Origin of the sequence: Rhodanobacter humi (assembly GCF_041107455.1) — a bacterium.
Lineage (GTDB): Bacteria > Pseudomonadota > Gammaproteobacteria > Xanthomonadales > Rhodanobacteraceae > Rhodanobacter_A.
The window spans coordinates 2,353,132-2,369,042 of record NZ_JBGBPY010000001.1; the positions used below are offsets into that span (position 1 = coordinate 2,353,132).

Below are 15,911 nucleotides of genomic sequence, written 5' to 3' on the forward strand. Positions count from 1 at the left end.
TCCAACATGCATCGGTCGAAACGGTGTCGTCATTATGGCCATGGCACTTCGGTATGGCGATGGGTGGATCGATGTTGCCGCACGCGCGTTCCGCATCAGCGCAGGCCCAGCAGTCGCCGCAGGCGATGGCCGAACGGAACGTGCGGCCCGGCCGCGGCGGGTTCGGGCAACTGCCCGGCCAGCGCGGCGAGGGTGCTGCTGGCGATATCCAGCAGGTTCAACCGCACGCCGGTCTCGCGCTGCACGCGCGTGGCCAGCTCCACCGCCAGCAGCGAGTGCCCGCCCACGTCGAAGAAGTTGTCCTGCGACGCCACCTCGCCCACGCCGATCAGCTCGCACCACACCGCGCCCAGGTAGCGGCGGCGCGGATCGTCGTCCGCACTGCGCGGTGCGGGCTCGTCCCCGCTCGTCGTCGCGGGCAGCGGCAGTGCCTTGCGGTCGAGCTTGCCGTTCGGCGTCTGCGGGAACGCTTCCAGTCGCACGATGTGCTGCGGCCGCATGTAGCCGGGCAGCTGTGATTCCAGCATGCCGCGCAGGCGCGGCAGCAGCGTGGCCTCCGCCTCGGTGGCGGCAACGTAGAGCACCAGGCGCTGGTCGCTGGCGGACAATTCGCACACCACGGCCGCGGCGTCGTTCACCGCGGCGTCCTCGCGGGCGATCGTCTCGATCTCGCCGGGTTCGATGCGGAAGCCGCGAAGCTTGATCTGGAAGTCGGCGCGGCCAAGGTGTTCGAGGGTGCCGTCGGCGCGCCAGCGGCCGCGGTCGCCGGTGCGGTAGAGCCGTGCACCGGGTTCGGCGGAGAACGGATCGGCGACGAAGCGCTCGGCGGTGAGCTCCGGCCGGTGCAGGTAGCCGAGCGCCACGCCCGCGCCGCCGATCCACAGCTCGCCCGGCACGCCCAGCGGACAGGGCTGGCGCCGTTCGTCCAGCACCCACACCGTGGTGTTCGCGATCGGCGTGCCGATGGTGATCGGCTGATCCGGCGCCACCTGGGCACAGGTCGACCACACCGTGGTCTCGGTGGGGCCGTACATGTTCCACAGCGCGCCGCAGCGTGCCCGCAGCGCGGTGGCCAGATCCGGCGCCAGCGCCTCGCCGCCGCACAGCGCGCGGAAGTCCGGGCCGCCTTGCCAGCCGGCCTGCAGCAGCATGCGCCAGCTGGCCGGCGTGGCCTGCATCAGCGTGATGCGGTGGCCGGCCAGCAGCGTCTTCAGTGCGTCGCCGTCCATCGCCTGCTCGCGCGTGGCCAGCACCACGCAGCCGCCCACGCCCAGCGGCCCGAGCAGTTCCAGCACCGCGATGTCGAAGGACAGCGTGGTGACGGCGAGCAGGCGGTCGTCGGCGCGTAGGCCGGGACGCTCGGCCATGCTGGCGAGGAAGTTCGCCACGGCGCGATGCGGGATCGCCACGCCCTTGGGCCGACCGGTGGAGCCGGAGGTATAGATCACGTAGGCGGTAGCCGCGGGATCGACGGACAGCGCGGGCGGCGTGACGGGCAGCGCGTCCCAGCCGGCGGGCGGTGCATCCAGCGCGATCGGCGGGCGGTCCGGCCGATCGAAGCGTGCGGCCAGCGACGCCTGGGTGAGCAGCACCGCCAGCTTGGCGTCGGCGACCATGTAGGCCAGCCGCTCGGCGGGGAAGGCGGGATCGAGCGGGACGTAGCCGGCGCCGGCCTTGAGCGTGCCGAGCAGAGCGGCGAGCATGGCGGGGCCGCGTTCGAGCGCGATGCCGACGAGGTCGCCGGGGTGGACGCCGTGCGCGATCAGGCCATGGGCGATGCGGTTGGCCTGCTCGTCCAGCGCGCGGTAGCTCAGTGTCTCGTCGCCGCAGCGCAGTGCGGGGCGCTCCGGTGAAGCAGACGCCTGGCGTTCGAACGCGCCGTGCATGGTCGGCACGGGAATCGCCGCGTTGGTGGCGTTCCAGGCGTGCAGCCGCGCCAGCTCGTCGGCCGGCAGCAGCGGAAGTTGCGCGATCGATTGACGCGGATCGGCCAGCGCGCCTTCCAGCAGGGTCTCGTAGCTGCGGCGGAAACGTGCGGCGGTGGACGGGTCGAAGATGTCGGCATTGAAGCCCATGCCGCCGAGCAGGCGCTGCTCCTGCTCGATGAACCACAGGCCCAGATCCTCGGTGCTGCCGCGCTGGAACACCGGCAGGTGTTCGTGCTGCAGGCCGCCCCAGGTGGTGGCGCGGCCGCGCACGTCCTGGAAAGAGAACATCGCCTGCGCCAGCGGCGGCCGGCTCTCGTCGCGCGGCAGGCGCAGCGCCTTGACCAGGTGCTCGAACGGCACGTCCGGGCACGCGAAGGCGTCGAGCACCATCGTGCGCACCGCACGCAAAGTGTCGAGGAAACTGGCCTGTGGATCGATCGCCAGGCGCAGCGGCAGCGCGTTGACGAAGAAGCCCATCATCGGTTCCAGCTCAACCGCGTCGCGGCCGCGCACCGGCGTGCTCACCACCAGGTCGCGCTGGCCGCCGAGCCGGTGCAGCAGTGCGAAGTAGGCCGCGAGCAGCACGATGAACGGCGTGGTGCCGGCCTGCTGCGCCAGCGCGTGCACGGCGATCAGCCGTTCGGATGGCAGCACGATCCACTCGGTGGCGCCGGCCCCGGACATGCGTGTCGGTCGCACGCGGTCGGCGGGCAGCTCCAGCGGTTCGATGCGGCCCTTGAGGCGGGACAGCCAGTGGTCGAGCTGGCGCTGCAGTTCCTCGCCCTGCATCCACTGCCGCTGCCACGCGGCGAAGTCGCCGTACTCGACCGCCAGCGGCGGCAGCGGATCGGGCTGGCCGGTGCGGAAGGCCTCGTAGAGTGCGCTCAGCTCCCGGTACAGCAGGTCGAACGACCAGCCGTCCCAGACGATGTGGTGGGTCATGAAGAAGAACACGTGTTCCTGCTCGCCCAGCCGGAACAGCCGGGCGCGGAACAGCGGCGGCGTGGCCAGGTCGAACGGTTCGGCGATCAACGCGTCCAGCCGGCGCCGCAGCCAGGCATCGCGTTCGTCTGCCGGCATGCCGGAGAGATCCTCGAGCGGCAGCTCCACCTCCAGTTCGGCGTGGATGCGCTGCATCGCGCCCGTCGCGTCCGGCTCGATCGAGGTGCGCAGCACCGGCTGGCGGCGGACCATGGTGCGCAGCGCCTGCTCGAAGGCGGCGAGATCCAGCGATCCGCTCAGGCGATGCGCCGACGGCGTGTGAAACGCCACGCCGCCGGGCCTGAGCTGTTCGAGGTACCACACGCGTTGCTGCATCAGCGACAGCGGCGCGCGTTCGCGGTCAGCCAGGCGCGCGATCTGGCGCGGCTCCTGTTTGCCGGCTGCACCTGCCGCGCGTATCGCTGCCGCCAGCCGCGCCACGGTTGGCGCTTCGAACAGGGTACGCAGCGACAGCGCCAGACCCAGCTCGCGATTGAGGCGCGCGGTGAGTTGCGCGGCGAGCAGAGAGTGCCCGCCGTGCTCGAAGAAGTCGTCGTCCAGGCCCGGCTCCAGTCCACCCAGCACGGCCGCCATCGCCTGCGCGATCTGGCGCTCCAGTTCGTCGCGCGGCGCAGCGCGCGCGACGGCCGGCGCGGCGGCGAGCGGCGCCGGCAGCCGGGCGCGGTCGATCTTGCCATTGGGTAGCAGTGGCAGCGCAGCCAGCACCACGAAGTGCTGCGGCAGCATGTATTCGGGCAGGCGTTCGCGCAGGCGGCTGCGCAAGGCGGCCTCGTCCACCGGCGCTTCGCTCGCCAGATAGGCAACCAGGCGTGCGTCGCCCGGACGATCCTCGCGCACCATCACCAGGGCTTGCGTCACCGGCGGATGGCCGGCCAGCTGCGTCTCGATCTCGCCGGGTTCGATGCGGAAGCCGCGAAGCTTGATCTGGAAGTCGGCGCGGCCAAGGTGTTCGAGGGTGCCGTCGGCGCGCCAGCGGCCGCGGTCGCCGGTGCGGTAGAGCCGTGCACCGGGTTCGGCGGAGAACGGATCGGCGACGAAGCGCTCGGCGGTGAGCTCCGGCCGGTGCAGGTAGCCGAGCGCCACGCCCGCGCCGCCGATCCACAGCTCGCCCGGCACGCCCAGCGGACAGGGCTGGCGCCGTTCGTCCAGCACCCACACCGTGGTGTTCGCGATCGGCGTGCCGATGGTGATCGGCTGATCCGGCGCCACCTGGGCACAGGTCGACCACACCGTGGTCTCGGTGGGGCCGTACATGTTCCACAGCGCGCCGCAGCGTGCCCGCAGCGCGGTGGCCAGATCCGGCGCCAGCGCCTCGCCGCCGCACAGCGCGCGGAAGTCCGGGCCGCCTTGCCAGCCGGCCTGCAGCAGCATGCGCCAGCTGGCCGGCGTGGCCTGCATCAGCGTGATGCGGTGGCCGGCCAGCAGCGTCTTCAGTGCGTCGCCGTCCATCGCCTGCTCGCGCGTGGCCAGCACCACGCAGCCGCCCACGCCCAGCGGCCCGAGCAGTTCCAGCACCGCGATGTCGAAGGACAGCGTGGTGACGGCGAGCAGGCGGTCGTCGGCGCGTAGGCCGGGACGCTCGGCCATGCTGGCGAGGAAGTTCGCCACGGCGCGATGCGGGATCGCCACGCCCTTGGGCCGACCGGTGGAGCCGGAGGTATAGATCACGTAGGCGGTAGCCGCGGGATCGACGGACAGCGCGGGCGGCGTGACGGGCAGCGCGTCCCAGCCGGCGGGCGGTGCATCCAGCGCGATCGGCGGGCGGTCCGGCCGATCGAAGCGTGCGGCCAGCGACGCCTGGGTGAGCAGCACCGCCAGCTTGGCGTCGGCGACCATGTAGGCCAGCCGCTCGGCGGGGAAGGCGGGATCGAGCGGGACGTAGCCGGCGCCGGCCTTGAGCGTGCCGAGCAGAGCGGCGAGCATGGCGGGGCCGCGTTCGAGCGCGATGCCGACGAGGTCGCCGGGGTGGACGCCGTGCGCGATCAGGCCATGGGCGATGCGGTTGGCCTGCTCGTCCAGCGCGCGGTAGCTCAGTGTCTCGTCGCCGCAGCGCAGTGCGGGGCGCTCCGGTGAAGCAGACGCCTGGCGTTCGAACGCGCCGTGCATGGTCGACGGGCCGCTCCAATGACGCGCGGGCGGCTGCAGTCCGGCCAGCTCGCGCTGCGCCGCTGCGTCGACCAGCGGCAAGGCGCCGAGCGGATGGTCGGGCTGCGTCACGGCGGCGCGCAGCAAGGCCTCGTAGGCGCGCAGCCAGCGACGCACGGTGGCGGCATCGAACAGGCCGCTGTTGTACTGGCATTCCAGGCGCAGGCCACCATGTTCCTGCACCGCGTTGATGAACAGTTCGAAGTTCTCGTAGCGGCGAGGCACGCTGGCGAAGTCCAGTCGCAGCCCAGGGAAGGCTTCGCCTTCCTGCTCCAGCGCCTGGTCGATGTTGAACAGCACGCTGACCAGCGGCAGGCGAGCGGGATCGCGCGCGATGTCCAACTGCTGCAGCAGGCTGCCGAAGGTGCAGCGCTGGTGCTCCAACGCATCGAGCAGCTCGCCGCCCGCCGCGCCAAGCAGCTGCGTGAACGGCAGCGCCGGATCGGCCGTGCAGCGCAGCGGCAGCAGATTGACGCCGTGGCCGACCAGGTCGCCCAGACCTTCGTTCGCCTGCGCTGCGGCGGGGATGCCGAGCACGACTTCGTCCTGCCCGGCCAGCCGGCCGAGCAAGCCGGCGAAACTGCCCAGCAAGGTGGCGAACAGGCTTGCGCCGTGACGCGCGCCCAGGTGGCGCAAGGCGCCGACCAGGTCGGCGCCGAGCACATGATCCTCGCGGCCGGCAGCGAAGCTGCGCCGTGGCGGTCGCGGGCGGTCGCCCGGCAGGTCCAGCGCCGGTGGACGATGGGCGTGATGCGCTACCCACCAGGCCTCGTCGGCGGCGCGGGCGTGGCGGTCCGCCTGTCCGGCGCATTGCAAGGCGTAGTCGGCGAAGGAGGGGGCTGGCGGCAGGTTTGCGTTGCCGGCGCCGCTGCGCAACGCGTACAGCGTGCCCAGTTCGCGCAGGACCACCCACCACGACCAGCCGTCGCAGACCAGGTGGTGCGCGCTGAGCAGCAGCACGTGCTCGCCCTCGCCCAGGCGCAGCAGTTCGGCGCGGAACAGCGGTCCGGTTTCCAGGTCGAACGGCAGCAGCACGACTTGCGCGCGGCGCTCCTCCAGCGCGGCAATGCGCGTGGATGCATCGAGCGCGCCCAGGTCGGTCTGGCGCACGTCGAGCGCGACGCCGCCGGCCACGCAGAAGGTTTCGCCGTCCGGGCCGAAACTGGCGCGCAGCGCATCGTGGCGATCAACCAGCGCTTGCAGCGCGTCGAGCATGGCCGTGCGGTCCAGCGCGCCGTGCAGGTGCAGCGCGACCGCTTCGTTGTAGGCCAGCGAAGCGTCCTCACCCAGTTTGGCAGCCAGCCAGATTTCGCGCTGCGCCTCGGTGCTGGGCACCACGCGTTCGAGCGCGGGACTGGCGAACGGATCGTAGTCGACGGCCGAGAGGCCGGCATGCGCGTCCATGGGCGTGTTCATGACTCGACCTTCATGTACTTGCCCGGTTGCGCGGGGTTGGGCACGAACCAGCACGGCCGCCCGTCGGGTTCGCGGCCGAGCCGCGCGCCGGGCACGGGCGGCTTGCCCGCATCCATCACAGTCTGCGCCGGGGGAACGTTGCGCGGCAGGAAACCGGCTTCCTGCAACTCGGCCACCGAATCCTTGTAGGCCTGGGTGATCTTCTGGAAATCCGCCTCGCTGTGCGCGGTGGTGAAGAAGCAGGGGAAGTTGTCGAGGATGTGCACGCCGCGGCTGCGCATCATCGCGAACAGCAGATCCTGCAGCGGATGCTCCTCCAGGAACTGGGTCTTCCACAGCGACGCGAACTGCTTGACCGCGATCGGCGCGCCCACTTCCACGAAGAAGCCGTTGAGCTCGTCGGCCATTGCCGCGGTGCGCGCATTGAGCCGTTCCTGCAGCGCGCCCCCGGCCTCGCGCACGTGCTCGAGCACCGCCTTCGCCGCGGCCAGCGCCAGCGGGTGGCGCACGAAGGTGCCGGCGAAATAAGTGACGCCCACGGTGGGGATCGAGTCGTCGCCGTACTGCCATTGGCCGCCGTCCAGCGCATCCATGTATTCGCGTTTGCCTGCGATCACCCCGATCGGATAGCCGCCGCCCACGACCTTGCCGTAGGTGGCGAGGTCGGCGCGGATATCGAACAGCGCTTGGGTGCCGCCGGGATGGCTGCGGAAGCCGGTGACGATCTCATCGAAGATGCACAAGGTGCCGGTGGCCGCGGTGATCGCACGCACCTCGCGCAGGAATTCGACCGGGCGGAAATCCGGCCGCCGGCTCTGCACCGGCTCGATCAGCACGGCGGCCAGTTCGTGCGCGCGTTCGCGGATGATTTCCAGCGACTCCGGCGTGCCGTAGTCGAGCACCAGCACGTGTTCGGCGGTGTTGCGCAGGATGCCCGGCGCGGCCGGTACCGCGCGCAGCTTCTTGGTGCCGCGCACGATCACTTCGTCCACGATGCCGTGGTAGGCACCGGTGAACAGCACCACGGTCTCGCGCCCGGTCACCGTGCGCGCGATGCGCAGCGCGCCCAGCACCGCCTCCGAGCCGGTGTTGCACAGTGCCGCGCGCTCATGCCCGGTGACTTCGCAGACCAGCTTTGCCACTTCGCCGGCCAGCGGATGCTGCGGGCCGATCTCGTAGCCGAGATCGAGCTGCCTGCGCACGGCATCCAGCACGAAATCTGGCTGCCAGCCGAACAGGCTCATGCCGAAGCCGTTCAGCGCGTCGACGTATTCGTTGCCGTCCAGGTCCCACAGGTGGGCGCCCTTGGAGCGCTCGATGACGGTCTGGTAGACGATTTCCTTAAGCAGGGGACGGAAGCCGTTGACCACGCGCGGGTCGGCCATGTGCGGGCGATGCGCCTGGGTGTACTCCTTCGATTTGCGCGTGCGCGCCACGTAGCGTTCGACGAAGCGGTCCAGCCGGCCTTGCTGGCGCGGCGTGAGCTCGAACTTGCCGGTGTCGATGCGCGCGATCGCGCCGAAGGCCTTCTTGACGTCGTAGCGGGTATGGGCCAGCGCGGCCTCTTCATCCACGACCGGAGCCGCGGTTGCGGCGGTTGCGGCGGGTGCTGGCGCGGCGGCCACGGGCGACGGCACGGCAGCCGGCGCCGCGACGCCGAGCAGGGCCAGTTGCTGGGCCATCAGTTGCATCTGCTGCGCGATCACCTGCTGCACGTAGCTGTGTGGCGCCGCGCCGGCCATGGCCGGCAGCGACGGCATCGCCAACGGCGTCGGTTGCAGCGGGGCGGGTGCCGCTGCCACGGCGGGCGCCTCAGGCGGAAGCTGCGCGTCGAGCAGCGCGGCCAGTTGCGCGAAGCTGGAGCAATCGCCCATCAGCTGACGGAAGCTCACCGGCACCGCGAAGGTCTTGGAAACCTGCAGCGCCACCTGGGTCAGCATCAGGCTGTCCAGACCCAGCTCGATGAAGTGGCTGGCGGGATCGGCGTCGGCCAGGTCGATGCCGGCGACATCCTCGAAGGTGGCCTTGAGCTGGCCGATCAGGCGCGGTTGGCGATCCACGGACGACACGGTTGGCGCGGACATGATGGGCGTTCCTTCGTGGTACTCGGACGTTGTGGCGGGTGGCAACGATGCGTGGACGCCCGATACCGCGGGCGCGTCGATCCAATGGCGTTGGCGTTCGAACGGATAGCTGGGCAGGCATACGCGCCGGCGCCGCGCGCGTCGGTCCAGCCGTGCGGCGTCGATGGCCGCACCCTGGCGCCACAGCTCGCCGACGGCCTGGCGCAATTGCATCGGTTCCAGCTGAGGCGCGTCGCCGAGCGAGGGCAGGGCGGCGATGCGCTGCTGGCGCAGCAGCGGCTGCTGGCGCGCCAGCGAACACAGCGTGGCGCGCGGACCCACTTCCAGCAGCACGCGGGCAGGTCTGTCGAGCACGCGTTCGAGCGCGGTGGAGAAGCGCACCGGTTCGCGCAGGTGGCGCGTCCAGTAGTCGATCGACTGCGCCGCATCGTCGCCCAACCAGTTGCCGGTCGCGGTCGACACCAGCGGGATGCGCGGCGCCTGTCGTGACACGCGCTCCACTTCGGCACGGAACGGCGCCAGCACCGGTTCCATCATCGCCGAGTGGAAGGCGTGCGAGGTGCGCAGCGGGCGGCAGGCGACACCGTCCTTCTCCAGTGCCGCCTGCAGCGCGGCGACATCCGCGTGCGGTCCGGCCACCACGCAGGCGGCCGGTGCGTTTTCCACGGCCAGCGACAGCGTCGCCGACAGGCGCGCGAGCACATCCTCGCGCGGTAGCCGCACCGACAGCATTGCGCCTTCCGGCTGCGCCTGCATCAGCGCGCCGCGGCGGACGACGAGACGCATCGCGTCGCGCAGCTCGAACACGCCGGCCAGGGTCGCCGCGACGAACTCGCCGACGCTATGGCCGAGCATCGCCGCCGGTTGCACGCCCAGGCTCATCCACCATTGCGCCAGCGCGTATTCCATCGTGAAGATCGCCGGCTGCATCACCGCGGTGGGCAGCAGCGCCGCGGGATCGTCGCTCCACATGCGTTCGCGCAGGTCGAAGTCCACCACCTCGCCGGCATGCGCCACGCAGGCGTCGAAAGCCTCGCGGAATGCCGACTCGGCGACATGCAGCGCGCGGCCCATGCCAGGGTAGGGCGAGCCCTGCCCAGGGAACAGGAACACCACGTCGGCCGGCTGGCTGGGGTGGCTGCGCACGCTGGCGGCGGCAACTTCGGCGAGGCGCAAGGCCGCCTCGGCCGCGTCGCCGGCCACTACTGCGGCGCGATGGGCGAAGGCCTTGCGGCCGACTGCCAGCGTCCAGGCCACGTCGGCGAGGTTCTCGCCGGGTTGCGTGCCCAGGTGTGCGGCCAGGCGTTCCGCCGTCGCGGCGAGCGCCGTCGGCGTGCGCGCCGACAACAGCAGCAACTGCGGCCCGTCGGCAGCATCGGAGGGTTCTTGTGCGGGGGCCTGCTCCATCACTACGTGTGCGTTGGTGCCGCCGACGCCGAACGAGCTGACGCCCGCGCGCAACGGCCCGTTGTCAGAGTGCCATTCCAGCAGGCGCGGGTTGACCATGAACGGCGAGCTGGCGAAATCGATACTCGGGTTGGGCGCGCGGAAATGCAGGGTCGGCGGGATCCGTTGCTCGGCCAGCGCGAACGCCGTCTTGATCACGCCCGCCACGCCGGCGGCGATCACCATGTGGCCGACATTGCTCTTGAGCGAGCCGACGTGGCAAAAGCCGATGTCGTTCGTATTGCGCCGGAACGCACTGACCAGCCCCTCGATCTCGATCGGATCGCCGATCGGAGTGGCCGTGCCGTGGGCTTCCACGTAACTGATGCTGCGCGCGTCGACGCCGGCGTCCGCCTGCGCCATGGCGATCACCGCGGCCTGCCCCGCGCTGCTCGGCGCCATGAAGCTGGCTTTGCCGCCGCCGTCGTTGTTCACCGCGCTGCCGCGGATCAGCGCATAGACCGGATCGCCGTCGGCGATCGCATCGGACAGCCGCTTGAGCAGGACCACCGCGGCGCCGTCGCTGAACACCGTGCCCCGCGCGTCCGCGTCGAAACTGCGCGTGTGCCCGTCCGGCGAAAGCATGGTGCCTTCCTGGGCGAGATAGCCGCTGCGCGGCGGGCAGGTGATCGACGCGCCGCCGGCCAGCGCCATCGTGCAACGACCGGCGCGCAAGGCGTCGAAGGCCTGGCAGATCGCCACCAGCGACGTCGAGCAAGCGGTGTTCACGCTGACCGCCGGGCCGGTCAGGTCGAGTTTGTGCGCGACGCGGGTGGCCAGGAAGTCCTTTTCGTTGGCCAGCATCACCTGGAACGCGCCGAGCTTGTCGACCAGGTCCGGCCGCGCACTGAGATGACGCTGGAAATAAGTGGCGTGGTACATGCCGCCGAACACGCCGACCGGTCCCGTGTGCGTTCCCGGCGCATGGCCCGCGCGCTCCAGGCATTCCCAGCACAGTTCGAGGAAGATCCGCTGCTGCGGGTCCATCAGCTCCGCCTCGCGCGGCGGGATGCCGAAGAACGCGGCGTCGAAGTTCTCCACGCCGTCGACGATGCCGCGCGCGGCCACATAGGACGGGTCGTCGCGCTCCGCGCGCGCGATGCCCGGGTCGAGTTCGTCGGCGCCGAAGAAGGTGATCGATTCCTGGCCTTCGCACAGGTTGCGCCAGAACGCCTCGACGTTGTCCGCGCCGGGGAAGCGTCCGGCCATCGCGATGATCGCGATCGGCTCGGCATCGACGCCGTGCCCGCCGTGCGGCAGGCCGGACGCGGTGGGCGCGGTCCGCGTGTTTCCTGCCATCGCCTGCGCCAGCGCCGCCGGCGTGGGGTTCTGGAAGAACATCGGTATGGTCAGTTCGCGCGGCGCCAGCTCACCGAGCCGGGTGACCGCGCGCACGGCGGACAGCGAATCGCCGCCCAACTCGAAGAAGTTGTCGTCGCGGCCCACGCGGTCCAGTCCGAGCAGTTCGCCGAACACGGCGCATGCCTGCTGCTCCAGGGGGCCGACGGGTTCCACGTACGGCACGGCAAGTTCGGGCCGGCGGGAATCCGGCGCGGGCAGCGCGCGACGGTCGAGCTTGCCGTTGGTGGTCAGCGGCAGCGCATCGAGCTGCACATAGCATGCCGGCACCATGAACTCGGGCAGGCTGGTGCCGAGGTAGCCGCGCAGCGCCTGCGCAGTGGTCTCGACGCCGTTGCCTACGTAATAGGCGACCAGGCGCTTGCGGCCGGGCTGGTCTTCACGCGCCTGCACGGCGCAGGCGCCGATCGCGCGATGACGCGCCAGCACTGCCTCGATCTCGCCAGTCTCGATGCGGTAGCCGCGTATCTTGACCTGGCCATCGATGCGGCCGACGAATTCGATGGCGCCGTCCGGCAGGTAGCGCACCAGATCGCCGGTGCGATACAGGCGTTCGCCCGCGGCGCCGAATGGATCGGGCACGAAACGTTCGGCGCTCAGTTCGGGACGCCGCAGGTAGCCGCGCGCGACGCCGGCCCCGCCCACGAACAATTCGCCGACGACGCCGGTAGGCAGCAGCTCCATGCGCCGGTTCAGCACATAGAGCCGCGTGTCAGCGATGGGCCGCCCGATCGGAATCGTGCGCGCGTCGGCTGCTAGGTCGCGCGGTATGCGATGGGTGGTGGTGAATGTCGTGCATTCGGTCGGGCCGTACGGATGGACGATGGTCGTGCCGGGCAGCGCATCCAGCGCCCGGCGCACGTGCCGTACGGAGACCTTCTCGCCGCCGGTGAACAGTTCACGCAGCCCGGTCAGGTGCCGGGGGTCGACATCCACGATGGCATTGAACAGCGCCGTGGTGAGGAAGGCCGTGCTGACGTTGTGCCGCGTGATACTGCGGGCGAGGCCGCTGCCGGTTGGTACTGCTTCGTCGTGCACGATGACGCAACCGCCATTGAGCAGGGCGCCCCAGATCTCCAGCGTGGAGGCATCGAAGCCCAGCGGCGCTGCGTGCAACAGCCGTGTGTCGAGCCCCAGATCGATGTATTCGACGTCACGTACCAGGCGGATGATGGAACGGTGCCGGATCTCGACGCCCTTCGGCGTGCCAGTCGATCCCGAGGTGTACATCACGTAGGCCAGTGCTTCGCCGTCGAGCCGGATGGGGTCGGGTGCGATGGCGCCGGGATCGCCGGGCTGTTCCCCGGCGGCGACGGAAACGCGCACGATCGCATCGGCGAGCGGCAGCGCCCGCGCGATGCGCGGGGTCACCACGATGCGTACTTCGGCATCGTCGAGCATGAAAGCCACACGCTCTGCCGGGTAGGCCATGTCGAGCGGCAGGTAGGCGGCGCCCGCTTTCAGTACGCCGAGGATGGCGACCACCGCGTCGACGGAGCGATCCAGCATCACGCCCACGATCGTGCCCTGCGCGACGCCGGCATCGCGCAGGCGCAACGCCAGCGCCGTCGCCAGCCGGTCCAGTTGCGCGTAGGTCAGGTTGCGCTGGTCGTCGATGACCGCGATCCGGTCCGCATGCTCCCTGGCGGTGGCGGCGAACAGGCCGTCTACCGTGTCGGCGGCATGGCGCGGCACGTCCGTCGCATTCCATTCGACCAGCAGCCGGCGACGCTCGGCCGGATCGAGAATGTCGATCGATTCCAGTGCGCAGTCGGTTGCCGATGCGCATGCCGCGAGCGCGCGTGCCACGCAGCCTGCAAGCAGGTCGACCGTTGCCGCATCCGGCGAGCCGCGAAAATCGACTTGCAATTGCGCGTCGCCCGCCAGGCGCAGTCGCCACGCCAGCTGCACAGATACGTCGCCGCAGGCGGCCGCCGCCTCGCCGTCGTGGGCGAGCCATGCGCTGGCCGCTGGGGCATCCGCCGGTGCGCGGAACGTGTGCGCGCAGGTTTCGAGCCAGGCGTCGCGCGATCCCGTGCGCGGTACCTCGATGGAACCCTGGGCGACGCCGCTTGCCCCCGACACCGTGGCAAGCACGGCGTCCGCCCCGGTCAGGCGCGATTCGACCAGCGCCAAGGTCGCGCCCAGCAGTTGCGCGGGAGTGGTCGGCCTCCGGCGCATGGCATCGCCCAGCGCGGCGGCGAGCGCGGGACCGAGCGGATACTGCCGGTGCCGCCATGCGTCATCCGCGCCATCGGCCTGGCCAGGCAGCACGTCGAGCAAATCCATGTTTTGCGTATCGCCCAGCGTCATAACTGCATACTCATTGAACTTGCCCTGTGCGCCTGCCGGCGATCGAGGCGGCCAGCCTGCCGGCTCAATCGTCTGAGGCGTAGGGCGCTCCATCGAAACGGACAGGCCGGCCCAGCCGATGGCGCGCGTACCTGCGCGCGCCATCCGCGGCATGCGCTGCGACATGCAGCCACGCATCGAAGCGGGGACGCCGACCGACCGGAGGCAAGTCGATCCCCAGGCCGTGCATCCGGTCGTGCACGACGTGCAGCAACACATTGCGACGCGATGCCTCGGTGTTGTAACTGAGGCTCAGCGTCGTCGACGGCTCGTCGCTGGTCTCGACCATGTGCGGGCTGGTCAGCGGCATGTACACGCCCATGCCGGGCTGCAGGTGGAATACATGTGCGCGGGCGCGGAATTCCTCGTGCCACTCGACCAAGGCAAGCTCGCGATGGCCGTGGAACCAGTCGCGCGCGCGGTCGCTCACCACCGTGGTGTCGTCGGGATCCCATACATAGACGGTCTTGCTGCCGCGCACCTGCAGCAGAATGCCGTGGTTGCGGTCGATGTGGAACGGCGTGACCGTGTGCGGCGAGGACACGAAAATCCAGCCGGCCCGGTAGCACATGCCGGGGTCCTTTTGTTCGACCTGCGGTTTGATTTCATCGAGCACGGAATCGACAAGCCCGCGGTAAGCCGGATCGCCCTGCACATGACGAAGCAACATCCATGCCTTGGCATGGGCGATGTCCTGAAGAGTCTCCTGCGCAGACTTGCGGTTCGGATTCGTGTTTCCCGCTTCGCTGAAATTGGTGCCGGCGGTGACATCGTTGCTGAACGAGTAGAGCTGTGCCGCGCGCTCAAGGCGGCGACCGAATTCCACTAGCCGGGCTGGCTGTAGCAACGGGTGCTCCATCAATCGGTGTCGCACCGCTTGGACATGCCACGGATCGAACGCGTCCCAATCGATGTCCATGCAATTCGGTCGCTGGCTCATGCCCGTATCCCCGCCGTGCCGTTGCCGCTGTGGTCGCGCGCGCGCGTGCTGCCTGCGGTCCCTGTCGCGACGGTTTCGTCTTGACGGTTTCGTCTTGTATGCAAAGCAGGCGTCGCACAGAATCCGCTGGCGCCGCGCTCGGAAATCCGGAGCCCATGGAAATGCACGACGTCGTATTCGACGATCGCTACGAGACGGTCGAGGGCCACCTCGAACGGGATCGCGACACCGTGATCGGCCTCTGGCGCGGCCAGATCGGCTGGCGGGACCAGCTCGACCGGATGTATGACGTGTTCTACCTGGGCTGTCCGTTCAGGCAACCGCGGTTGCAACTGCTGCGTCATCGCGCCAGCGGCGAGATCGTGGGCACCGTCGGCGTGGGTCCGCGACCCATGCTGTGGCAGGGACGCGAACGGCTGGCCGGCGTCGCCAGCCATTTCGTGGTGCTGCCGGCGCATCGCTCGCTCAAGCCCGCGACCCTGCTGGCGCGGGCCATGGCCGCCATCTGCCTGGAGCATTTCGCGTTCGGCTACGCCATGACCAACGCCCGCGGCGGCGCGGTCTGCAAGCGTGCGGGTTTCGCGGTGCCCGCGCAGCTGTCCCGGCACGTGCGCGTGCTGCGCTATCGCGAGTACATGACGCGTGTGCTGCCCGGTCCGCTCGGTCGCGCCGGCGGCGCGCTGCTGGACGCTGCGCTCGCTGCCAGCCGGCACCTGCCTCTGCCGGGGCGCCGCGCCGCCCTGCACGTGGCCTGGACGGATGCCGTCGATCCCCGCATGCAGGTGTTGTGGGAGCAGTCCGAGCATGGCGAGGGCCTGTGCACGGTGCGCAGCACGCAGATACTCGAGTGGCGCTTCCTCGGCCTGCCCGCGGTACGCCGCCGCTTCCTGCTGGTCGCCCCGGCGTCGGGCGCGCCGTTGCTGGCGTGGTTCGCCTGCGAGACCAACGTGCGCGCACCCGGGCTCATGACCGTGACCGACGCCTGGTTCGCCGGCGGCGTGCGCACGGCCGACCGCCGTGCGATCCGCGAGCTGTGCCGGATGGGCTACGCGGCCGGCTACGACGCGATCGAGCTGCGCCTGACGGCCGCCCGGCCCGTGCTCGATGCGTGGCACGCCGAGGGTTTCGTCACGCGCGGCCGGCAACCGTTCTTCGTGCACGGCATGGACGCACGCCGCGACGGTGACGTCGGCATCGGCCTGCACATCACCGACATCGAGCAGGATGGTTGAAGGGCGC

Annotated in this window: 4 protein-coding genes; 1 reads left to right on the forward strand and 3 read right to left on the reverse strand. The window is 70.4% G+C overall.

Going from position 1 to position 15,911, the window contains the following annotated elements:
- Positions 1-95: 95 nt before the first annotated feature.
- The 3 genes from AB7878_RS10285 to AB7878_RS10295 all read right to left on the reverse strand — a co-directional run bounded on the left by AB7878_RS10285 (position 96) and on the right by AB7878_RS10295 (position 14,672).
- On the reverse strand, positions 96-6,491 hold the full coding sequence (locus AB7878_RS10285; protein WP_369494276.1) for a non-ribosomal peptide synthetase: 6,396 nt from the start codon (positions 6,489-6,491) through the stop codon (positions 96-98).
- A complete protein-coding gene (locus tag AB7878_RS10290) occupies positions 6,488-13,669 on the reverse strand; it encodes a hybrid non-ribosomal peptide synthetase/type I polyketide synthase (RefSeq protein ID WP_369494277.1) in 7,182 nt (2,393 codons plus the stop codon). The genes AB7878_RS10285 and AB7878_RS10290 overlap by 4 nt, the downstream gene beginning before the upstream one ends.
- An 88-nt stretch (positions 13,670-13,757) precedes the next feature.
- On the reverse strand, positions 13,758-14,672 hold the full coding sequence (locus AB7878_RS10295; RefSeq protein ID WP_369494278.1) for a cupin-like domain-containing protein: 915 nt from the start codon (positions 14,670-14,672) through the stop codon (positions 13,758-13,760).
- A 161-nt stretch (positions 14,673-14,833) separates the two neighbouring features.
- On the opposite strand from AB7878_RS10295, the gene AB7878_RS10300 reads away from it, so the two are divergent.
- Positions 14,834-15,904: a hypothetical protein gene (locus tag AB7878_RS10300; RefSeq protein ID WP_369494279.1), complete on the forward strand. Its 1,071-nt coding sequence runs from the start codon at positions 14,834-14,836 to the stop codon at positions 15,902-15,904.
- Positions 15,905-15,911 lie beyond the last annotated feature (7 nt).